Annotated in this window: 20 protein-coding genes and 1 tRNA gene; 13 read left to right on the top strand and 8 right to left on the bottom strand. The window is 62.5% G+C overall.

Annotated features, from left to right (window positions below; all coding sequences use genetic code 11):
• A partial coding sequence (gene carA, locus VFW93_RS02285) for a glutamine-hydrolyzing carbamoyl-phosphate synthase small subunit (protein WP_329692370.1) occupies window positions 1-883 on the bottom strand: 883 nt, incomplete at its 3' end.
• A gap of 224 nt (window positions 884-1,107) precedes the next feature.
• On the opposite strand from carA, the gene bfr reads away from it, so the two are divergent.
• The 5 genes from bfr to VFW93_RS02260 all read left to right on the top strand — a co-directional run bounded on the left by bfr (window position 1,108) and on the right by VFW93_RS02260 (window position 4,966).
• On the top strand, window positions 1,108-1,587 hold the full coding sequence (gene bfr / locus VFW93_RS02280; protein ID WP_329692369.1) for a bacterioferritin: 480 nt from the start codon (window positions 1,108-1,110) through the stop codon (window positions 1,585-1,587).
• A 120-nt stretch (window positions 1,588-1,707) separates the two neighbouring features.
• Window positions 1,708-1,920, top strand: coding sequence for a (2Fe-2S)-binding protein (locus tag VFW93_RS02275; protein WP_329692368.1), 213 nt, complete (start codon window positions 1,708-1,710; stop codon window positions 1,918-1,920).
• A gap of 173 nt (window positions 1,921-2,093) precedes the next feature.
• Window positions 2,094-2,645, top strand: coding sequence for a hypothetical protein (locus tag VFW93_RS02270; RefSeq protein ID WP_329692367.1), 552 nt, complete (start codon window positions 2,094-2,096; stop codon window positions 2,643-2,645).
• Between the two features lie 77 nt (window positions 2,646-2,722).
• Window positions 2,723-3,730 carry a D-2-hydroxyacid dehydrogenase family protein gene (locus VFW93_RS02265; RefSeq protein ID WP_329692366.1) on the top strand — a complete coding sequence of 336 codons (1,008 nt, stop codon included), beginning with the start codon at window positions 2,723-2,725 and terminating at the stop codon, window positions 3,728-3,730.
• Between the two features lie 45 nt (window positions 3,731-3,775).
• On the top strand, window positions 3,776-4,966 hold the full coding sequence (locus tag VFW93_RS02260) for an MFS transporter (RefSeq protein ID WP_329692365.1): 1,191 nt from the start codon (window positions 3,776-3,778) through the stop codon (window positions 4,964-4,966).
• Between the two features lie 27 nt (window positions 4,967-4,993).
• Here VFW93_RS02260 and rlmB read toward each other — a convergent pair whose 3' ends face one another.
• Both rlmB and VFW93_RS02250 read right to left on the bottom strand, forming a co-directional pair.
• The gene (gene rlmB / locus VFW93_RS02255; RefSeq protein ID WP_329692364.1) at window positions 4,994-5,731 is read right to left on the bottom strand and encodes a 23S rRNA (guanosine(2251)-2'-O)-methyltransferase RlmB; all 738 of its coding nucleotides are present in this window, start codon (window positions 5,729-5,731) and stop codon (window positions 4,994-4,996) included.
• 21 nt (window positions 5,732-5,752) lie between these two features.
• Complete coding sequence (locus tag VFW93_RS02250; protein ID WP_329692372.1) at window positions 5,753-6,454, bottom strand: ABC transporter ATP-binding protein; 702 nt, start codon at window positions 6,452-6,454, stop codon at window positions 5,753-5,755.
• Window positions 6,455-6,557: 103 nt separating this feature from the next.
• Here VFW93_RS02250 and VFW93_RS02245 point away from each other — a divergent pair, with 103 nt between their 5' ends.
• Window positions 6,558-7,142 carry an arylesterase gene (locus tag VFW93_RS02245; protein WP_329692363.1) on the top strand — a complete coding sequence of 195 codons (585 nt, stop codon included), beginning with the start codon at window positions 6,558-6,560 and terminating at the stop codon, window positions 7,140-7,142.
• Window positions 7,143-7,148: 6 nt separating this feature from the next.
• Here the strand turns inward: VFW93_RS02245 and phaR are convergent, their stop codons facing one another.
• The 5 genes from phaR to VFW93_RS02220 all read right to left on the bottom strand — a co-directional run bounded on the left by phaR (window position 7,149) and on the right by VFW93_RS02220 (window position 12,335).
• Entirely contained in the window at window positions 7,149-7,733 is a 585-nt protein-coding gene (gene phaR, locus VFW93_RS02240; protein ID WP_329692362.1) for a polyhydroxyalkanoate synthesis repressor PhaR, read from the bottom strand.
• A 99-nt stretch (window positions 7,734-7,832) separates the two neighbouring features.
• Window positions 7,833-8,768: a hypothetical protein gene (locus VFW93_RS02235; protein ID WP_329692361.1), complete on the bottom strand. Its 936-nt coding sequence runs from the start codon at window positions 8,766-8,768 to the stop codon at window positions 7,833-7,835.
• A 228-nt stretch (window positions 8,769-8,996) separates the two neighbouring features.
• Window positions 8,997-9,073: transfer RNA gene (locus tag VFW93_RS02230), tRNA-Val, on the bottom strand.
• Between the two features lie 20 nt (window positions 9,074-9,093).
• A complete protein-coding gene (locus VFW93_RS02225; protein WP_414639562.1) occupies window positions 9,094-11,388 on the bottom strand; it encodes a RelA/SpoT family protein in 2,295 nt (764 codons plus the stop codon).
• Window positions 11,385-12,335 carry an alpha/beta hydrolase gene (locus VFW93_RS02220; RefSeq protein ID WP_329692360.1) on the bottom strand — a complete coding sequence of 317 codons (951 nt, stop codon included), beginning with the start codon at window positions 12,333-12,335 and terminating at the stop codon, window positions 11,385-11,387. Before VFW93_RS02220 ends, VFW93_RS02225 begins: the two co-directional genes overlap by 4 nt.
• Before the next feature lie 76 nt (window positions 12,336-12,411).
• Here VFW93_RS02220 and VFW93_RS02215 point away from each other — a divergent pair, with 76 nt between their 5' ends.
• The 7 genes from VFW93_RS02215 to VFW93_RS02185 form a co-directional block, all read left to right on the top strand.
• Window positions 12,412-13,194, top strand: a complete 783-nt coding sequence (locus tag VFW93_RS02215; RefSeq protein WP_329692359.1) for a 3-hydroxybutyrate dehydrogenase — start codon at window positions 12,412-12,414, stop codon at window positions 13,192-13,194.
• Between the two features lie 3 nt (window positions 13,195-13,197).
• Window positions 13,198-15,336, top strand: a complete 2,139-nt coding sequence (mnmC, locus tag VFW93_RS02210) for an FAD-dependent 5-carboxymethylaminomethyl-2-thiouridine(34) oxidoreductase MnmC (RefSeq protein WP_329692358.1) — start codon at window positions 13,198-13,200, stop codon at window positions 15,334-15,336.
• A 14-nt stretch (window positions 15,337-15,350) separates the two neighbouring features.
• A complete protein-coding gene (locus VFW93_RS02205) occupies window positions 15,351-15,782 on the top strand; it encodes an RNA-binding S4 domain-containing protein (protein ID WP_329692357.1) in 432 nt (143 codons plus the stop codon).
• A gap of 196 nt (window positions 15,783-15,978) precedes the next feature.
• Window positions 15,979-16,524, top strand: coding sequence for a nucleotide exchange factor GrpE (gene grpE / locus VFW93_RS02200; protein ID WP_290675285.1), 546 nt, complete (start codon window positions 15,979-15,981; stop codon window positions 16,522-16,524).
• Between the two features lie 145 nt (window positions 16,525-16,669).
• On the top strand, window positions 16,670-18,607 hold the full coding sequence (dnaK, locus tag VFW93_RS02195; RefSeq protein WP_329692356.1) for a molecular chaperone DnaK: 1,938 nt from the start codon (window positions 16,670-16,672) through the stop codon (window positions 18,605-18,607).
• A gap of 139 nt (window positions 18,608-18,746) precedes the next feature.
• Complete coding sequence (gene dnaJ, locus VFW93_RS02190) at window positions 18,747-19,886, top strand: molecular chaperone DnaJ (RefSeq protein WP_329692355.1); 1,140 nt, start codon at window positions 18,747-18,749, stop codon at window positions 19,884-19,886.
• 165 nt (window positions 19,887-20,051) lie between these two features.
• Window positions 20,052-20,566, top strand: a 515-nt coding sequence (locus VFW93_RS02185; protein WP_329692354.1) for a response regulator, incomplete at its 3' end; no start/stop codon positions are given.

The raw sequence follows: 20,566 nt of genomic DNA, 5'->3' as shown, positions 1-20,566 counted from the left end.
TGGCGCCAGAGGCCAGGGCCATGATCTGGTGACCCAGGCAGATGCCGAAGGTCGGGATGCCGGTTTCGATCAATTCCTTGGCTGCAGCGATGGCGTAGTCGCAAGGCTCGGGATCCCCAGGGCCATTGGACAGGAAGATGCCATCAGGCTTGTACTTCAGCACTTCGGCAGCGGGCGTCTTGGCGGGTACCACGGTGACCTTGCAGCCGCGCTCGGCCAGCATGCGCAGGATGTTGCGCTTCACACCGAAGTCATAGGCCACTACATGGAAGCGAGGCGCAGTCTGCTTGCCAAAACCAGGCTTGCCGCCCAGCTCAGGGTTGGCCAGCTTCCACTCGGTTTCGTCCCATTGAGCAGCTTCAGTGCGAGTGACGACCTGGGCCAGATCCTGGCCGGCCATGCTTGGCGCAGCCTTGGCCTTGGCGACGGCGTCGGCGATCACGGCATCGGTCACAGCCTGACCGACCGGCAGCGCGATGATCGCACCGTTCTGGGCACCCTTGGTGCGCAGCAGGCGGGTCAGCTTGCGGGTATCGATGTTGGCGATACCGACGGTGCCTTCAGCTTGCAGGTACTGCGACAGAGTCTGGGTCTGGCGGAAGTTGGAAGTGCGGATGGGCAGATCCTTGATGATCAGACCAGCGGCATGGACTTTCGAGGCTTCGACGTCTTCACTGTTGACACCGTAGTTGCCGATGTGCGGATACGTCAGGGTGACGATCTGGCGGCAGTAGCTCGGGTCGGTGAGGATTTCCTGGTAGCCGGTGAGCGAGGTGTTGAACACCACTTCGCCGACTGTGTGACCGGCAGCGCCGATCGAAGTGCCTAGAAAGACCGTGCCGTCTGCGAGGGCCAGAAGAGCTTGGGGCAGTACGGGCAGCACGGGTTCATTCTCCGTTTGTTGTGCGCGCCCAGCTCTGCCCTCGCACGACCTTGCAACGCTGTTCAAGCGTCGTATGGGCGTGACAAGTTCGAGTCCAGTAAGGAAACGAGGGGGTTTCGCTAGGCGGGGGGGTGGTTGCGGGTAAACCTTAGGAGTATAACCGATCCTGTCACCGTCCGGTCATCCACCCCGAACACCGGGGCCAAAGAAGGAGTGAGAAATCCATGAAAGGCGATCCCAAGGTCATCGAACACCTCAACGCCCAGTTGAAGAACGAGCTGACGGCCACCAACCAGTACTTCCTGCACTACCGCATGCTGAAACATTGGGGTTTCGACAAGCTGGCCAAAAAGGAATACGAAGAGTCAATCGGCGAGATGAAACACGCCGACAAGCTGATGGAACGCATCTTCATGCTCGACGGCCTGCCCAACTTGCAGGACCTGGGCAAGATCATGATCGGCGAGGATGTGCCGGAGATCCTGTCTTGCGACCTGAAGCTGGAATCAGGTGCCCAAGGCACCATCAAGGATGGCATCGCCTACTGCGAGTCGGTGCGTGACTATGTGTCGCGTGACCTGCTTCAGGCGATCCTCGACGACACCGAGGAGCACATCGACTTCCTGGAGACCCAACTGGAGTTGCTGGGCAAGGTCGGCCTGCAGAACTACCTTCAGTCCGTCATGGGCGAGATATCGAGCTGACGCACCCCTCAGGGGCCTCATCCTTCGAGACAAGCCCCTACAAACCACTTGATCATGTGATTGCATGCGAATCATTCTTATTTACAATGGTCGCATTGCATCCCTGATCGAGTGGTGAACATGATTGTCTGCGTCTGCAACCGCGTCTCCGACCGAGACATCAAGCGTCTGGCCGCTGCCGGATGCGACTCTTTCGAGGCGCTCCAGCTTGAAACCGGCGCGGCCACCTGCTGCGGCCGCTGTGAAACATGCGCGCGTGAAACACTCGCTTCGGCCTGCGCCGAAGAGGCCACCCAACACGCTGCCCGCCACGTCGCCTTGACCCCGGCTTGAGTCACCATTCGAGACATATTCCCGCCTTGCACGACTTCGTTGCAATTCGTTTCAAAGCGTGGGAATCAGCCCTTTTCAGGGCATTTTCAGCCTCCCCTGCGCCCTCAAGCTGACGCCATCAGCGCCGATACCAAGGACGAACCGCTGAGTAAAGCGGAAATCCAGAGGGCGACATGGCATCCACATTCTTCTCGAACGACGACGCAGCAACCGCAACGCCAGCCGAGACGACCGCGGCTCAGGCTAGACCGGCGCTCAAGTCGATCAAGTGCGGCCCCGTAGAGGCTGCCGACACGGTGCTCAACCACGAAGGCACGCCATCCGGCCTTGGCCTGAGACGCACCGAAGTCATCCCCCCTTCCCTGTTCTCGCGCAGCCGCCCGCTGTGGAAGGCCTGGATCACCGGCTTCTGGTGCTGGCTGTGGGACATGGATGAACTGCCGCGCACGCCAGCGCCAGCCACCGGCCTGCGCAAGGTGAAGTCCGAATTCAACTCCGCCATGTGGGATTTGCAGTCCATGCGCGCCAACCAGGTGCGCGCCCTGGTGGAGCAAGCCCGCTCCTTGCGCGAACTCTGGCATCTGCGCGCCGACGTGTTCCGCGTGATCTCGGTGCACCGCGGCCAGATCGAGGCGCAATTGCGCCTGGACGCCCTGGACAGCCACTTCCCCGTACGCTCGTCCGGTCGCGACGAACCTCGCTCGTCGAGGGTCACAACCTGGTAAAGACACAAATCTTGCCCTTTGTCGGGCAGGTTTGTTGTCAGACGTAGCAAAATGCGGGTTGGACTGCCGACAGCCCCATGAACATCATCATCCTGGACGACTATCAAGACGCCGTCCGCAAACTGCAGTGCGCATCCAAACTGGATGGCCTTGCCGCCAAGGTCTTCACCAACACCGTCAAAGGTACAGGCCAACTGGCCGTGCGCCTTCGTGACGCCGAAGCGCTGGTGTTGATTCGCGAGCGCACCCACTTCCCGCGCTCCCTCCTTGAAAAGCTGCCCAAGCTGCGCCTGATCTGCCAGACAGGCCCGGTCGGCAGTCACATCGATCTGGAAGCCTGCACACAACGTGGCATCGCAGTGGCCGAAGGCCTGGGCTCGCCGTACGCGCCGGCGGAGCTGACCTGGGCGCTGGTGATGGCGGCCATGCGCAGGCTGCCGCAATACATCGGTAACCTCAAACACGGCGCCTGGCAGCAATCCGGCCTCAAGTCCGCATCGATGCCGGTGAACTTCGGCCTGGGCATGTTGTTGCGCGGCAAAACGCTGGGCATCTGGGGATATGGCCGCGTGGGTCAACTGGTGGCGGGCTATGGCAAGGCTTTCGGCATGCATGTCACCGTGTGGGGCAGCGAAGCCTCTCGTGCCAAGGCACAAGCTGACGGGCACGTGCCCGCGCCGACTCGGCAGGCCTTTTTCGAAGCCTGTGATGTGCTGAGCCTGCACCTGAGGCTCAACGACAGCACCCGCGGCCTCATCAAGCTGGATGACCTCAGCAGGATGAAGCCCACCTCCCTGCTGGTGAACACCTCACGCGCCGAATTGATCGAAGACAGCGCCCTGGTGGCCGCCCTCAATCGCGGGCGCCCCGGCCTGGCTGCCGTGGACGTGTTCGAGAGCGAACCCATCCTGCAAGGGCACCCGCTGCTCCGCCTGGAAAACGCCGTGTGCACCCCGCACATCGGCTTCGTCGAGCAAGACAACTACGAGCAACTGTTCAGCACGGCTTTTGACAACCTCCTGAACTTCATCGCTGGGACTCCGACGAACATCGTCAACCCTGAAGCGTTGAGAGTTCACCACTGAGGCCGGACGCCGTTGGAGCTGGAACGCACCCTGCCGCGCCAGGAGATGAACGCAGCGCGGTGGGCGCTGCTGGCCGGCAATTTCGTGATCGGATGTGGGGTCATGGTGGTGGGCGGCACGCTCAACGACCTGACCCGATCGCTGAACATCAGCGTCACGCAGGGCGGTCACCTGATCGCCATTGCGGCCGTGATGATGGGTGTCGGGGCGCCACTGCTGGCCGCGGCCGTCAGCCACATTGACAGACGCAAGCTGCTCACCTGGGCCATGCTCTGGTATGCGCTGGGGCACGCCTTGTGCGCCATGGCACCCAACCATGAATGGCTGTGGCCAGTGCGCGCCTTGACCGTGCTGTCGGCCGCAGTGTTCACCCCCCAGGCGGCGGCCACCATGGGCTTCATGAGCATACCGGCGCACCGTGGACGCCACATCACCTTTGTGTTCATGGGCTGGTCGATCGCTTCGGTGGCCGGCATGCCGATGGCAGCCTGGATCGGCGAGCGCATGGGCTGGCGCATGGCCATGTTGCTGGTAGCCGCAGGTGGCCTCGTGGCGGCGCGGATGGTGCACACCAGCCTGCCCGTCGGCATACGCCCTCCAGCCTTGTCGATGCGCGCCTGGCGCAAGGTATTTCGCTCACCCCTGTTGATGGCCGTGGTGCTGGTCACAGCCTTCCAGAGCGCCGGGCAGTTCACCGTACTGGCCTATGCGGCGCCGTTGTACAAGTTCGAATTCGGGGCCAACCCGGAACAGATCAGCATCATGTTTGCCTGGTTTGGCTGCCTCGCGCTGGCGGGCAACCTGATCCTCAACCGCATCGTGGACCGCGTGGGTGCAGCCCCCGCCGTCACGATCACGCTCAGCATGATGGCGATCAGCTTGCTGGCCTGGCCACTTGGACATAACCTGCCCTTGCTCGCGCTGATCCTGATTCCCTGGGCATTGAGCGGATTTGCCACCAATTCCGGCCAACAGGCGCGACTGGGCGGCCTGTCGCCACGCCTGGCGCCGGCCCTGATGGCCTTGAACACGTCGGCCATTTACCTGGGGCATGCCGTGGGCGCCTCTGGCGGCGGCTGGATACTGACCCACCACGGCTATGACCAGCTTCACTGGCTTGGGCTCAGCTTGATGCTGGTGGCCTGGGCCTTGAGCTGGTGGGCGCAAAAGATGGCCCTCCCCCGACGCGCCTTCGGTACGCCTCCGCAGTCGGGCGACACAGGCGAACCGGCCTAGCCGGATTCGCAGCTTCTGCGGGGTTGTTCAAGCCAGGCGCTGACGGCGTGCCTCGTACAGGCACACGCCACTGGCCACCGACACGTTCAGGCTGGAGACGCCACCCATCATCGGGATGCTGACCAGTTCGTCGCAGTGCTTGCGGGTCAACTGCCGCATGCCAGAGCCTTCGGCGCCGAGCACCAGGGCGACAGGGCCTTTGAAATCACGGCCTTCGTAGAGGCTGTGCGGCGCATCATCGGAGGTGCCGATGATCCAGATATCGCGCTCCTTGAGTTCGGTCAGCGTACGTGCCAGATTGGTCACCATGAAGTACGGCACGGTTTCAGCAGCGCCGCTGGCCACCTTGGCCACCGTGGCATTCACGCCCACGGCATGATCCTTGGGTGCGATCACGGCATGTGCGCCTGCGCCATCTGCCACGCGCAAGCAGGCACCCAGATTGTGAGGGTCGGTCACACCATCGAGCACCAGCAGCAAGGCCGGTTCGGTCAGCGAATCCAGCAGGTCATCCAGCGAATTGCTTTGCTGAATGGCCTCCACGCGCGCCACCACGCCCTGGTGGCGATGCGTGCCCGCCAGCTTCTGCAACTTGTCGTCATCACTGTCGATGACCTTGAGGCCAGCCTCTTCGGCCTTGGCCAGAAACTGCTTCATGCGCTGATCGCGGCGAGACGCATCAACGTGCAGTTCACGAATGGATTTGGGCGCCACTTTCAGGCGCACCGACACGGCATGGAAGCCAAATAGCAGTTTCAGACTCATGCCGGCATCCTAACCGCTGATTCAGGCCACGACCTGCCCTGCGCTGATGCGGAGCTGGCTGTGACAGCGTTGGGCGATCTGGCTGTCGTGCGTCACCAGGATCAAGGTGGTGCCGTTTTCGCGGTTGAGATCGAACATCAGGTCCATGATGGCCTGCCCGGTGGCGTGGTCCAGGCTGCCGGTGGGCTCATCGGCCATGAGGATGTCGGGGTGCATCACGAAGGCGCGAGCCAGCGCCACCCGTTGCTGCTCCCCGCCGGACAACAAGGCGGGCCGGTGACGCAGGCGCCCGCCCAGGCCGACGCGTTCCAACATGGCCGTGGCCTTCGAGCGCGCATCCTTGTCGCCTCTCAACTCCATCGGCAGCATCACGTTTTCCAGCGCGGACAGGTGCGCGATCAGCTGAAAGCTCTGGAATACGAAGCCGACGTGGCGGGCGCGGTGCGCCGCACGCTCGTCTTCGTTCAGATCGAACAGGCTTTGCCCGCACATGTGCACCTCGCCGCTGCTGGGCACATCCAGGCCGGCCAGCAAGGACAGCAAGGTGCTCTTGCCTGAACCGGACGCCCCGACGATGGCCAGTGACTCCCCGGCAGGCACGGTCATCGTGATGTTGTGCAAAATGGTCAGAGGCCCACTGGAATCTGCCACGACCTTGCTCAGATCTCGTGTCACGATGGCAGGTGCCGCAGCGGCAGTACGAGTGGATTCCAGAGACGACATGTGCATGAACGGATTGAGGCTTTTGGCGCGAACAATGAATCAGATCAAGACCAACTGTACGCGACGCCAGCTTCTCCTGGCCGCAACAGGCCTTTGGGTGGGTATGTCAGGCGCTCGAGCGACCGCGGGCAAGCGCACCACCATCCTGGTCATGGGTGACAGCCTGTCAGCCGAATATGGCCTGCCCAGAGGCACAGGCTGGGTCGCCCTGCTGCAGGCTCGCATGAAGGACCTGGGCGTGCAAGGCGATGTCATCAACGCCAGCCTCAGTGGCGAGACGACCTCCGGCGGCCTGACCCGCCTGGCACCGCTGCTCAAGCAGCATCAGCCCACGCATGTGGTGATCGAACTGGGCGCCAATGACGCGCTGCGTGGCCTGCCGCTCAAGAGCAGTCAGGCCAATCTGCAGGCCATGATCGAAGCCAGCCAGAAGATGGGTGCCAAGGTATTGCTGGTCGGGATGATGGTGCCACCCAACTATGGCAAACGCTACGCCGACGACTTCCAGCGCATGTTCCCCAGCCTGGCACAGGCCCATCACACGGCGCTGGTGCCTTTTCTGCTCAAGGGGATTGCCGACCGGCCGGATGCGCGCGACTGGTTTCAGGCAGACGGCATCCACCCACTGCCCAAGGGGCACCCCATCATGCTGGATCAGGTGTGGGCAGCGCTCAAACCGCAACTGTGACGCGGTTTACTTCTTGGGGGTGAGCCCGGCGCCCAGATTGCCCATGAGGGTCTCGGCCTGCTTGCTCATCTGATCCTGCATCTGGGTGAACATCTGGCGAGACTGCTCGATGTAGCCGCCCATGAAGTTCTGCATCAGGGGGTTCTGCAGGTTCATCACCGAGTTTTCCGTGAGCCGGGACTGCAGATCGATGAAGGACTGGATGTTCTTTTCCAGGTAGTTGCCCATCAAGCCCTGCATGGTGTGCCCATAAAAGCGAATGATCTGGGCCAGAGCCTGCGTGGAGAACATGGGCACGCCAGCCGTTTCTTCTTCCAGGATGATCTGGAACAGGATGCTGCGAGTCAGGTCCTCACCGGATTTGGCATCCAGCACCACAAAGTGCTCGCAAGCCATCACCATGTCCTTCACGTCGGACAGCGTGATGTAGCTGCTGGTGCGGGTGTCGTACAGGCGACGGTTCGGGTACTTCTTGATGACGCGCAAACCAGCTTTTGCCGCAGCCTCTGGCGCCTCGGGGGCCTCGCCTGCGGGGGGCAGTTCATCGCTCTCGTCTGCTTGTGTGCGGCGACTCTTGGGGGCTGCGCTCATGACCGTCTCCTGGTGAATCGTTGCATTGTAGGAGCGGATGGCAGCCGGGCAAGCGCTTTTGTATACCAGCTTCGACACAGAGCGTGACGCACGACAGGTTCAGGGCGCTTCGTTCAAATTCAAAGCCAGCAAAAGCAAGCCTTGAGCCGTGGCATGGAAGTTGGACACCGGGATGGCCGCGTCTGCATCCTTGCCCATCAACTTGAGTTGCACGTATTTGAAGACCCACGGTTGGGCCCAGCGCGGCCAGTACGGAAGCAGCCGCGCGCCAGTCCAGCCCCCGTCCTCACCTTGAGCCTGGATGATGCGCCGCAGCCACACCGGCTTGATCTGATGATCGGGGGCAAACCACTTGATCATCAGCACGCGCTGGATATAGGCATCCTGGTATAGCGGCGCCAACCAGATCTGCTCGCGGATGTCTTCCAGAAGGCTGTCTTCAATCGGCTTCAATTCATGCGCGGTCTTGCAGCCGGACTGCTGGAAGAGCTTGAGCCCCATCAACTGGTGGCTGGAACAGACGCGATCACCCAGCCAGACTTTGCTCACCATTGGCCGACAGGCGTTGCCCTCAAGGTACGCGCCGGTATCAGGATGGTCGTCTCCCGCAGGGACGGCCTGGCAGGTCGCTGCGTGATAGTAGAAATATTGATAGGGCTCCATGCCGTCCGGGAAGCTGTCAAACGGCTTGAACGAGACGGAAGGATCCACCAGCCTGCGCCAGGGAGATTGAGCGGTGTCACCCAGGGCCAGCAAGGTCAGGTAGCGCTGAACCAGGTTGCCCAGGGCCTCATCGTGGCTGCGCTCTGCTGCCACCTTCAGCATCCACCAGAGCGCGACATTGCCATCCGCCAGCACCTCTTGCTCGTGCGACAGCAACCAACCTCGTGCACGCTCGTAGCTGCGCAGCTGTTCGGCACGGCTGAGCGCCGGCTCAGACCGATCGCCTGCCCAGATTTCGTGTACCCACAAGGCCAGCACAACCAGGACCAGCGACAGCAGCAACAGGCTTGCGCGTTTTGCAAGAGTCTTCATGGGCACCCCATTTCGAATATGGCGGGATTGTCACAGGCGAAAGTGCTCCGACAGTGACATCCACGCGACGCTCCAGCATCAGCCTGGGGTCGACTTGCGACGGCCGAAAAGAACGGACGTAAAAAAACCGCCTTGTGAGCGGTTTTCGGTTTTGCCAGCTAAACCCTGGGTAGGGAGGCCGGAAGGGGGGTATCTGGCAATGACATTTTGTGCCCATCACTGAAGTGATGGTAGGCGCGATTGGATTCGAACCAACGACCCCCACCATGTCAAGGTGGTGCTCTAACCAACTGAGCTACGCGCCTGGAAGACCATGACTATAGCACTATTTTCGCCGTGCGCGCAAGACGCCGTTAATTTGCGACACTTTCGCGAGCATGGCGCCCAACTTCGCGGTGTCCCCTGTCTGCACGGTCAGGGTGATGTTGATGCGCTCCTTCACGACCTGGCTGTTGAGTGACAGCACATGGATCTTGCCCTGCGCCAGCACGTCGCACACGTCGCGCAGAAGGCCGGTGCGGTCATGAGCCTCGACCAGCACATCGACCGCGTACTTCGCCGAATCGGCCACGGCCTGACGACCCCATGCCACCGGGATGATGCGTTCGGCGTGACGACCGGCCATCTGGCGGAAGTTGCTGCAATCCGTACGGTGCACCGCCACGCCCTTGCCCCGCGTGACGAAGCCGCCGATGGCATCGGGCGGCGCGGGCTTGCAGCAACGCGCCAGTTGCGTGAGCAAGGAGTCCATGCCCACCACCAGCACCCCGCGCCCGTCGCCACCCAGATCGACCTCGCCTTTGGACAGGCGATGCGTCAGGAACTCGTCGGGATCCGGCTCCGGCTCAGCGGGCCGCAGGTGCTGCTCGATGTTGCGCAGCGAATACTCGTCCTTGCCCACCACGTCGAACAAGGCATCGGCATTGCGAAACCCGAGGCTGCTGGCCAGGTCTTCCAGCTTGGTGGCGGTCTTGCCCTCGCGCTGCAGGAGTTTTTCAACCGCCTCACGGCCACGCGCAATGCAGGCCTGCTGAGCCAGGGCGTTGAACCAGGCCTTGACCTTGGACCGTGCACGGTGGCTGCGCACATAGCCCAGGTCGGGGTTGAGCCAATCCATGGACGGGCCACCATCCTTGATGGCGATCACCTCGATCGTCTGGCCGCTTTGCAAGGCGGTGTTCAGGGGCACCATGACGCCATCCACTTTCGCGCCGCGGCAGCGGTGACCCAGATTGGTGTGCAGCGTGTAGGCGAGATCAATCGGCGTGGCACCGGCGGGCAGGTCGATGATCTCGCCGCCAGGTGTGAAGACGTAGATGCGATCTTCAAACAGACCACTGCCTGCAGCGCCGCTGTGCTCGGTGTCTGCCGCAGCCAGGTCGCGCTCCCAGGCCAGCAACTGGCGCAGCACGGTCTTGCGCGCTTCGGCCACACGGCTTTCGAAATCACCGGCGGCCTGCACACCGGCATAGCCCTTGGTGCCGGCCTCCTTGTAAGCCCAGTGCGCAGCCACACCGCTTTCAGCATGGTCATGCATGGCCTGTGTGCGGATCTGCACCTCGATGAACCTGCCCTGCTCGTCCTTCACAATGGTGTGCAGCGACTGGTAGCCATTGGGCTTGGGCCTGGCGATGTAGTCGGAGAACTCGTCGGCCTGAGCCTGCCAGACTTCGTGCACGCGACTGAGGGCGGCATAGCAGGCGGGCACGTCGTCAACGATCACGCGCAAGGCGCGAATGTCGAAGACCTTGTCGATCGACAGGCCCTTGCCTTGCATCTTCTTCCAGATGCTGTAGAGGTGCTTGGGCCTGCCTTGCACCTGAGCGTGGAGGCCTGCCTCGCGCATCGCGTCAGCCAGTTGTTGGCGCACCTGCTCGATATGGTGTTCGCGCTCCAGCCGCTTTTCCTGCAAGGACCTGGCGATGCCCTTGTAGGCATCGGGCATCAGAAAGCGAAAGGACAGGTCTTCCAGCTCCCACTTGATCTGCCAGATGCCCAGGCGATTGGCCAGCGGCGCAAAGACTTGCATCGATTCACGCGCCAGTGCACGAGGGCACGGCAGCTTGCTTTCGGCGTAGTGCCGCAAGGTCTGCAGGCGCGAGGCCAGACGCAACAGCACCACGCGCAGATCACGCGAGAAAGCCAGCAGCATCTTGCGGATGCGCTCGATCTGCTCGGCCGCGAGCGGGCCTTCGGCGTGGTCACCCAAGGCATCGCGGGCGTTGCGCTGCACCTGCACCAGCTTGCGCGTGTGAGCGACCAACCCTGCCGCGTCGGCGCCGAAAGCACGCGCCACCACATCTTCAGGCTGCGTCAGGTATTCGCTGGCGTAGACCAGGTAGGCGGCCGCTCGCAGGGATGGGGGCGCGCCCACACCTTGCAGAATGAAGCTCACGCCATCTGCATGGGTGAGCGCATCCTCGCCGGTATCGAAACGTTGAGCCAGCAGCAGGGGCTCGGCAAAAGCACGCGCCTTGGCCAGAAGTTGCTCGGAGGCAGAAGCGCCCTGCTGCTGTTCACCCGGCTCTCCACCCGGCGCCATCTCGGCCAGCTCCACGATGGGGGCATGAGCGAGCGCATCCGTTGTTGAGGCGACCGGGTTGAGCAGACCTGTTTTCATGCAAGAAGGAAATTGATCAGCGGTTCAAGCTGTGTCGGGTTGTTGAGCATCGGAGCGTGGCCCACGCCTTCGAATTCGATCAACCGGGCCTTGGGGCCGCGCTGTGTCATGGATGTGGCAGTGTCGATATCCAGCAGATCGGAGTTCTTGCCGCGCAAGAGCAAGACCTGGCACTTCAAGGCGTCATACACCTGCCACAGCATGGCTTCGCCACTGGTGGCGCTTTCCTGCGTGATGGTTTTGAAGGGCTCGGCGAGCGCCGGGTCATAGTGCAGGACCAGGCCGTTGCCATCAGGCGCGGGGCGCAGCAGGGGGCGCGACAGGTTCAGCCACTGCTCGGGTGTGTGTGGCCCGAACCCGGTGGAGATGCTCCAGAGGTAATCGGCAGCCTGCTGCTCGTTGTCAAAGCGCATGGGCTGCCCCAGGTACTCGCCGATGCGCACCATGGCTTCATAGCGCAGCTTCGGACCCACATCGTTGAGCACGAACTTGCGCAGCTTCACGCCGCTGACCTCCGGCGGCAGGGTCGAGAAACCCAGACCGATCAAGCCACCCATGGAGGTGCCCACCCAGTCGATCTCCAGCGGCTCGGTGGCCTTCACCTGAGCGCGCAACTGTTGCATCAAGGCAACCATGTCTGCGACATAAGAGAAGACTTGATAGCCCTTGGGATCAGCCAGCCAGTCCGAATGGCCGCGTCCCACCACATCGGGGCAGATCACCTGATAGCGGTCGCACAGACTGCGCGCGAGGCTGTCGAAGTCCCTGCCCTGGCGGCTCAGCCCGTGCACACAGATCAGGATGCGCGGATTGGACGCGTCACCCCACTGCCAATAAGCCATGCGGTGCGTCTGGGCATCGGTCTTGCTGGCACCCGGACATGTCACATATTGAAGGACCGGCTCCATGCCGGATGCAGATGATGTGTCGTTCTGAATACTGGTCATGGCAATACGTTTGGATGTGTCGTCAGATAATGGGCCAGTCCACATTGTGTTTCTTCTTGCCGACAGGAGGCCCGAGATGTTGAATGGAAAAACCGCCCTCGTGACAGGTTCCACCAGTGGGATCGGTCTGGGAATCGCCGAAAAGCTCGCTGCACAGGGTGCCAACATCATTCTGAACGGATTTGGCGACGTAGACGCGCCCAAGACTTCTGTCGCATCTGCGGGACAGGCACACGGCATCAAGGTCGGCTACCACGGCGCGGACATGTCCAAGCCCGCCGAGATCGAAGCCTTGTTCGCGTATGCGCAAGCCGAGTTTGGCGGCGTGGACATTCTGGTGAACAACGCCGGCATCCAGCACGTGTCCAACATCGAGAACTTTCCCGTCGAGAAGTGGGACGCCATCATCGCCATCAACCTGAGTTCCGCCTTCCACACCATGCGTCTGGCTGTGCCGGGCATGCGTGCGAAGAACTGGGGCCGCATCATCAATCTGGCTTCCGCGCATGGCCTGGTGGCCTCGGCTGGCAAGTCGGCCTACGTGGCGGCCAAACATGGCCTGGTCGGTCTGACCAAGGCGGTCGCGCTGGAAACCGCCACCACCGGCGTGACGGTCAACGCCATCTGCCCCGGCTGGGTGCTGACCCCGCTTGTGCAAAAGCAGATTGATGCCAAGGCAGCCAATGAAGGTGTGTCGCTGGCAGAAGCGCAAAAAGGCTTGCTGGGCGAAAAACAACCGTCCTTGCAGTTTGTGACGCCAGGTCAGTTGGGTGACCTGGCTGTGTTCATGTGCTCGCCGGGTGCCGACAATGTGCGTGGCGTGGCCTGGAACGTGGACGGCGGCTGGGTGGCGCAATAAAGCATGACGGTGGAGCCCGCAACCCTTGGCGAAATGGCCGAGGGTTACGCGGCGGGTGTGCCTTACTCGCCGCTTTACGATGATCTTTACCATGCCGCCGTGGGTGCCTGGGCCCAGGCGCAGCATGTGTTCATGGTGGGCAATGGCCTGCCGGGTCGCTGGCAGGGCCGCACCCGCTTCGTGATCCTGGAGACCGGCTTCGGTCTGGGCAACAACTTCCTGGCGACGTGGGCTGCCTGGCGCGCCGATGCCCAACGTTGCAGCCACCTGGTCTTCATCTCGATCGAGAAGCACCCCTTGCATCGCGAGGATCTGGCCCGGGTGCATGGCCTCTCGGGTGACAAGGTGGTGGACCTGGGCAAGATGTCCGAGAGCGATCGTGCGGCACGTCTGGAACTGGCACAGCGCCTGACAGACGCCTGGCCCGCGTTGACGCCTGGCATGCACACGTTGCACTTTGACGAACCGGCAGATGGCGGCGTCAGCACCAGTCATGCCGACAAGGTGACCAGCCCAGCACCACAGCGTGTCACCCTGTTGCTGGGGCTGGGCGACATCGCCGACCTGCTGCCCAAGTTGATGGCCAGCGTCGACGCTTTCTACCTGGACGGCTTTGCCCCAGCCAAGAATCCGCAGATGTGGGATACCGGGTTGCTGTCGAGGCTGAACCGGCTGGCCGCGCCTGCTTGCACAGCCGCCACCTGGTCATGCGCCCGCCCCGTGCGAGACGCCTTGACCACGGCGGGCTTCAACGTGGAGCGCGTGGAGGGCTTTGCCTACAAGCCGCACATGCTGCGCGCCAGCTACCAGCCCCGCTTCACACCACCACTACAGGCCGGCGGCTGGCACCCGGAACCCGCACGGCCTGACGATCGCCACGCCATCATCATGGGTGCGGGCCTCGCAGGCTGCGCGGCAGCACGGGCACTGTGCCTGGAGGGCTGGCACGTCACGCTGATCGACCAGCACGAAGGGCCAGCCAGAGAAGGCTCCGGCAACCCGGGCGGCATGTTTCACAGCGTGCTGCATGCCGAAGACGGCATCCACGCGCGGGCACACCGGGCTGCGGCCATGGCCACCTGGCGAACGGCCCAGGGCTGGATCAAACAGGGTCATCTCGACGGACAGGTCGACGGCTTGTTGCGGCTCGATGGCAAGACCACAGCCGAACAGGCACTTGAATGGCTTTCGCAGCAAGCCTTGCCTGCAGATCATGTGCAATGGCTGGATCAGGAGCAGGCTCGAACACTGTCGGGCCTGCCTGTGGAAAGTGGTGGCTGGCTGTTTCACCAAGGTGGCTGGCTGCACCCCGCTGGCCTGGCCAGTTTGATGCTGGAATCGGTGGCCTCGCTGACACGCGAAGGGCAGCCTCTCTTGCGCACTGTCTGGGGCCAGCCCGTTACGGCGATCGCGCAGACGAGCTGTGGTGAGTGGCAGGCGCTGTGTGATGAGGTGGTCCTGGCCTCCGCGCCGACGCTGGTGCTGTGCTGCGCCATGCAATCCGGCCGTGTGCTCGACAAGCTGCCCCCTGAACTGGCCGTGCCCCCCCTGCCGCTGAGCGCGGTGCGAGGCCAGATCTCGCGGATGCCGCTGGCATCCACCGAAGGGCTGCTGCGCCCACATCTGCCGGTGGCAGGAAGCGGCTATGTGCTGGCCCTGCCGGATGATCACCTCCTATGCGGCGCCACCACGCAGCACCATGATGACGACCCCGCCGTGCGCGAAACCGACCACCGCCACAACCTGCGTCAGGCCGCCAGATTGGGCGCTTGCCCCGCCTGGCCCGACACCCAAGCCCTGCCCGCACAACTACAGGGACGCACGGCCTGGCGGGCAACCACCCCGGACCGCCTGCCACTGGTCGGCGCCCTGCCCTGGAGTCAGGAACGCCTCGCCGCCGCCCAGACCAACCGCCGGCTGGATCAGGTCAGGCTCGTTCCCCGGCAGCGCGGCGAACGCGGCGGGCTTTTTGCCATGACCGGGCTGGGCTCTCGCGGCATCACCTGGAGCTGCCTGGCGGCCGAGTTGCTTGCGCACTGGGTCACCGGCGGCCCTTGCCCTGTGGAAACCGACCTGCGCGATGCCCTCGATCCTGCCCGCTTCCTGGTCCGCCAGATGACACGCCCACCGAAGGCGCAGTAAAGTTGCCCCAGCAGATGAAAGACGAGAAACGCACCCTCCCTGGCTTGACCGAGCGCCTGCGCCTGGACAAATGGCTCTGGGCCGCCCGCTTCTACAAGACGCGCAGCCTGGCCGCCGACGACATCGACAAGGGCCGCATCCAGGTCAACGAGCTGGTTGCCAAGCCTTCGCGTGAACTCAAGGCGGGCGACCGGGTGGACATCCGCAACGGCGCCCTGACCCGCACCGTGATCGTGCTGGCACTGAGCACCGTGCGTGGCCCGGCACCCCAGGCGCAGCAGCTCTACGAAGAAACCCCAGAGAGCATCCAGCGTCGGGCGAACTTCCAGGCGCAACGCCAACTGGCCAGCGAACCCGCCGATGCCATCGAGCAGGGCCGCCCCACCAAGCGCGATCGGCGCCAGTTGGCGGATTGGCAGCGGTGGTCTGCCAGCGTGGACGAATAAGTGCCCCGGCCATCCCCCAATCGGTCGTCCGAAAAATCAAGTCGCCAGTTTCTCGCCAGATGGCAAAGGCCTGCGACAATCGTCCGTTTGGCGCTGTTACAAATTTCTTCGGCTGGCGGGCTTGAAAAGCCTGGCATCGCCCTGAAATGCGCATGGTTTTCGCATTCCTCCAACCTAATTTCAAGAAGCACGCGAGATGAGCGACACGTCCGCCACCCCAGAGCAACAAGCTGCACCCGGTACCGCAGGTGCACCCGAAGAAGTCGGTTTTGTGCCCGTTGAGCAGCAACTGGCTGAACTGATCGCCAAGCACGCCGAAGTGTCCGACGCCTACCTGCGTGCCAAAGCCGAAGGCGAGAACATCCGCCGTCGTTCGGAAGAAGAGATCAGCAAGGCCCGCAAGTTCGCGGTCGAATCCTTTGCCGAAAGCCTGCTGCCCGTGCGCGACAGCTTGGAAGCTGCCCTGGCCTCCCACGCAGCCAAGCCTGACACCCCCGTCGAAACCGTGCTCGAAGGCGTGCAGATCACCCTGCGCCAGTTGGCCTCCGCCCTGGAGCGCAACAAGGTGCTGGAGATCAACCCGGCTGCCGGCGCCAAGTTCGACCCCCATTTCCACCAGGCCATCAGCATGGTGCCCGCCGACCAGGAGGCCAACACCGTGGTGGGCGTGCTGCAAAAGGGCTACTCCATTGCCGAGCGCGTGCTGCGCCCTGCCCTGGTGACCGTCGCTGCGCCGAAGTAATCAAACCAGTCCGCAACCGTCCTCCAAACCCTGTTTTGTCCGCAAAAAATTGGAACGGGGCCTTGAAAAAAGAACGGTTGTTCACATATCAGTACACAAGCGGAAGCACGAAGCTTCCAAAGCAAATTCGATAGGAGCTATCTAAATGGGCAAGATCATTGGTATCGACCTGGGCACCACCAACTCGTGCGTGGCCATCATGGAAGGCAACACCACCAAGGTGATCGAGAACAGCGAAGGCGCTCGCACCACCCCTTCCATCATCGCGTATCAGGAAGACGGCGAGATCCTCGTGGGCGCCTCGGCCAAGCGCCAGGCTGTGACCAACCCCCGCAACACGCTGTACGCCGTGAAGCGCCTGATTGGCCGCAAGTTCACTGAAAAAGAAGTGCAAAAGGACATCGACCTGATGCCTTACACGATCGCGGCCGCCGACAACGGCGACGCCTGGGTTGAAGTGCGCGGCAAGAAGATGGCGCCTCCCCAAGTGTCGGCCGAAGTGCTGCGCAAGATGAAGAAGACCGCTGAAGACTACCTGGGTGAAGAAGTCACCGAGGCCGTCATCACCGTGCCTGCCTACTTCAACGACGCACAACGTCAAGCCACCAAGGACGCAGGCCGCATCGCCGGCCTGGAAGTCAAGCGCATCATCAACGAACCGACCGCTGCAGCCCTGGCCTTCGGCCTGGACAAGCATGGCGCCGGTGACCGCAAGATCGCCGTGTACGACCTGGGTGGCGGTACCTTCGACGTGTCGATCATCGAAATCGCTGACGTGGACGGCGAAAAGCAGTTCGAAGTGCTGTCTACCAACGGCGACACCTTCCTGGGCGGCGAAGACTTCGACCAGCGCATCATCGACTTCATCATCGCCGAGTTCAAGAAGGAACAAGGTGTTGACCTGTCCAAGGACGTTCTGGCCCTGCAACGCCTGAAGGAGGCCGCTGAAAAGGCCAAGATCGAGCTGTCCAACAGCACGCAGACCGACGTCAACCTGCCCTACATCACGGCTGACGCCACGGGCCCCAAGCACCTGAACATCAAGCTGACCCGCGCCAAGCTGGAAAGCCTGGTCGAAGAGCTGATCGAGCGCACCATCGCGCCGTGCCGCATGGCCATCAAGGACGCTGGCGTCTCCGTGGGCGACATCCAGGACGTGATCCTGGTGGGCGGCATGACCCGCATGCCCAAGGTGCAGGACAAGGTCAAGGAATTCTTCGGCAAGGAACCCCGCAAGGACGTGAACCCTGACGAAGCCGTGGCCGTGGGCGCTGCCGTGCAAGGCCAGGTGCTGGCCGGCGACCGTACCGACGTGCTGCTGCTGGACGTGACCCCGCTGTCCCTGGGTATCGAAACCCTGGGCGGTGTCATGACCAAGATGATCACCAAGAACACGACGATCCCGACGAAGTTCGCACAAACGTTCTCGACCGCCGATGACAACCAGCCTGCCGTGACCATCAAGGTCTACCAGGGTGAGCGTGAAATGGCCTCGGGCAACAAGATGCTGGGCGAATTCAATCTGGAAGGCATCCCACCCGCACCACGCGGCGTGCCCCAGATCGAAGTGGCCTTCGACATCGACGCCAACGGCATCCTGCACGTGAGCGCCAAGGACAAGGGCACCGGCAAGGAAAACAAGATCACCATCAAGGCCAACTCGGGCTTGTCCGAGGAAGAAATCCAGAAGATGGTGAAGGACGCCGAACTGAACGCAGCCGAAGACAAGAAGAAGCTGGAAATCGTTCAGGCCAAGAACCAGGGCGACGGCCTGGTCCACAGCGTGCGCAAGTCCCTGACGGAATACGGCGACAAGCTGGAAGCCGACGAGAAGGACAAGATCGAAGCCGCGATCAAGGATGTGGAAGAAGCCCTCAAGGGCGACGACAAGGACGACATCGAGGCCAAGACCAATGCCCTGATGACCGCCAGCCAGAAGCTGGGCGAAAAGATGTACGCTGACATGCAGGCCCAAGGCGCTGCGGGTGCAGCCGGTGCCGAAGGCGCCGCAGGTGCAGAACAAGCCAAGCCTGCTGACGACAACGTGGTCGACGCCGAGTTCAAGGAAGTCAAGAAGGACTGATCGGGGTATGGGGCACCCCTGTGGTGCCCCCGCTCCAGCAGACAGGGCACAGGCCGTGTGAGCTCCAAGCTCATGCCCTGTGCCTTTGTTGGATCTAGACAGACCAGCACGCGACACACTCGCACAGCCCATCAAGATCATGGCAAAACGCGATTTTTACGAAGTTCTGGGCGTCGCCAAAGGCGCCTCGGACGACGACATCAAGAAGGCCTACCGCAAGCTGGCCATGAAGTTCCACCCTGACCGCAATCAGGGCGAGAAGGCCAAGGAAGCCGAAGAGAAGTTCAAGGAGGTCAAAGAGGCCTACGAGATGCTCTCGGACCCCAAGAAAAAGGCGGCCTACGATCAATATGGTCACGCCGGCGTGGACCCGAACATGGGTGCAGGCCGTGGTGGCCCTGAAGGCTTCGGCGGTTTTGCCGACGCCTTCGGCGACATCTTTGGCGATATCTTCGGCCAGGGTGGTGGTCAACGTCGTGGCGGCGGCCCTCAGGTCTACCGCGGCAGCGACCTCTCCTACGCCATGGAGATCACGCTGGAAGAAGCTGCAGCCGGCAAGGACACGCAGATCCGCATCCCCGCGTGGGACGAGTGTGGCGTCTGCCATGGCTCCGGCGCCAAGCCCGGCACCAGCGCCAAGACCTGCCCGACCTGTAACGGTTCCGGCACGGTGCACATGCGCCAGGGCTTCTTCAGCGTCCAACAGAGCTGCCCGCACTGCCAGGGCACCGGCAAGGTGATCCCCGAGCCCTGCACGGCCTGTCATGGCCAGGGCCGCGTCAAGAAGACCAAGACGCTGGAAGTGAAGATCCCGGCAGGCATCAACGAGGGCATGCGCATCCGCTCGGCTGGCAACGGCGAGCCCGGCACCAATGGCGGCCCTCCTGGCGACCTGTACATCGAGATCCGCATCAAGCAGCACGACATCTTCGAGCGCGATGGCGACGACCTGCACTGCTCGGTGCCCGTCCCCCTGACGTCGGCTGCGCTGGGTGGCAACATCGAGGTACCCACGCTGGGCGGCAAGGCGGAGATCGAGATCCCCGAAGGCACGCAGCACGGCAAGACCTTCCGCCTGCGCGGCAAGGGCATCAAGGGCATCCGCTCCAGCTACCCTGGCGATCTGTATTGCCACATCTCGGTGGAGACGCCGGTCAAGCTCACCGAGCACCAGCGCAAGCTGCTCAAGGAGCTGGACGAGTCCTTCAAGAAGGGCGGCGAAAAGCACTCGCCCAACTCCAAGAGCTGGACGGACCGCGTGAAGAACATCTTCAAGTAAGCGGCTCCCGCATGACGACAAAAAAGGCACCCTGCGGGGTGCCTTTTCCCATTTCCGGACAGGGGTTTCCCCCGTGCATTGCCTCAAGTTTGTGCACATGCTTGCCGAAATGCGAAAAGTACTGGTCCACGCGGGACCGGATCGCCATTTGTCATGCGAGGCGCCATGGCCATTCAATCTTCCCCATCATTTCCCGGCATTCAGGCCCTGATCATCGATGACATGTCGGTGCAGCAGTCCACGCTGAAAAGCCATCTGGGCATGCTGGGCATCGGCAAGGTCGATCTGGCCAGCACTGCTGAAGAAGCCACCAAGCTGATCAAGCAACGGCGCTACAACCTGATCCTCTGCGACTACAACCTCAATCAAAAGACGGACGGACAGCAACTGTTCGAATACCTGCGCGACAACAGCCTGCTGCCGGCCGACTGCCTGTTCTTCATGATCACGGCAGAGAGCACCTATGCCTCGGTCGCTGCGGCAACCGAACACCATCCGGATGCCTACCTGCTCAAGCCCGCCACGGCAGCCGACATCGGTGATCGCCTGAAGAACCAGCTGGAAAAACGCGCCGCCCTGCTGCCCATCTCCCAGAAACAGCTCAAGGACGACCTGCCCGGCGTACTGCTCGAGTGTGACAAGTTGCTGGCCCAGCAGAACCGCTGGTTCATGCAGGCCCT

It is taken from the genome of Aquabacterium sp. (assembly GCF_036279675.1).
In the GTDB taxonomy this organism is placed as follows: Bacteria; Pseudomonadota; Gammaproteobacteria; order Burkholderiales; family Burkholderiaceae_C; genus Aquabacterium.
This window is presented reverse-complemented; position numbering and strand designations above follow the sequence as displayed.

Coding starts and splice junctions, on each gene's coding strand:
- bfr (WP_329692369.1), top strand. CDS start 1,108: ATGAAAGGCGATCCCAAGGTCATCGAACACCTCAACGCCCAGTTGAAG.
- VFW93_RS02275 (WP_329692368.1), top strand. CDS start 1,708: ATGATTGTCTGCGTCTGCAACCGCGTCTCCGACCGAGACATCAAGCGT.
- VFW93_RS02270 (WP_329692367.1), top strand. CDS start 2,094: ATGGCATCCACATTCTTCTCGAACGACGACGCAGCAACCGCAACGCCA.
- VFW93_RS02265 (WP_329692366.1), top strand. CDS start 2,723: ATGAACATCATCATCCTGGACGACTATCAAGACGCCGTCCGCAAACTG.
- VFW93_RS02260 (WP_329692365.1), top strand. CDS start 3,776: ATGAACGCAGCGCGGTGGGCGCTGCTGGCCGGCAATTTCGTGATCGGA.
- rlmB (WP_329692364.1), bottom strand. CDS start 5,731: ATGAGTCTGAAACTGCTATTTGGCTTCCATGCCGTGTCGGTGCGCCTG.
- VFW93_RS02250 (WP_329692372.1), bottom strand. CDS start 6,454: ATGTCGTCTCTGGAATCCACTCGTACTGCCGCTGCGGCACCTGCCATC.
- VFW93_RS02245 (WP_329692363.1), top strand. CDS start 6,558: ATGTCAGGCGCTCGAGCGACCGCGGGCAAGCGCACCACCATCCTGGTC.
- phaR (WP_329692362.1), bottom strand. CDS start 7,733: ATGAGCGCAGCCCCCAAGAGTCGCCGCACACAAGCAGACGAGAGCGAT.
- VFW93_RS02235 (WP_329692361.1), bottom strand. CDS start 8,768: ATGAAGACTCTTGCAAAACGCGCAAGCCTGTTGCTGCTGTCGCTGGTC.
- VFW93_RS02225 (WP_414639562.1), bottom strand. CDS start 11,388: ATGAAAACAGGTCTGCTCAACCCGGTCGCCTCAACAACGGATGCGCTC.
- VFW93_RS02220 (WP_329692360.1), bottom strand. CDS start 12,335: ATGACCAGTATTCAGAACGACACATCATCTGCATCCGGCATGGAGCCG.
- VFW93_RS02215 (WP_329692359.1), top strand. CDS start 12,412: ATGTTGAATGGAAAAACCGCCCTCGTGACAGGTTCCACCAGTGGGATC.
- mnmC (WP_329692358.1), top strand. CDS start 13,198: ATGACGGTGGAGCCCGCAACCCTTGGCGAAATGGCCGAGGGTTACGCG.
- VFW93_RS02205 (WP_329692357.1), top strand. CDS start 15,351: ATGAAAGACGAGAAACGCACCCTCCCTGGCTTGACCGAGCGCCTGCGC.
- grpE (WP_290675285.1), top strand. CDS start 15,979: ATGAGCGACACGTCCGCCACCCCAGAGCAACAAGCTGCACCCGGTACC.
- dnaK (WP_329692356.1), top strand. CDS start 16,670: ATGGGCAAGATCATTGGTATCGACCTGGGCACCACCAACTCGTGCGTG.
- dnaJ (WP_329692355.1), top strand. CDS start 18,747: ATGGCAAAACGCGATTTTTACGAAGTTCTGGGCGTCGCCAAAGGCGCC.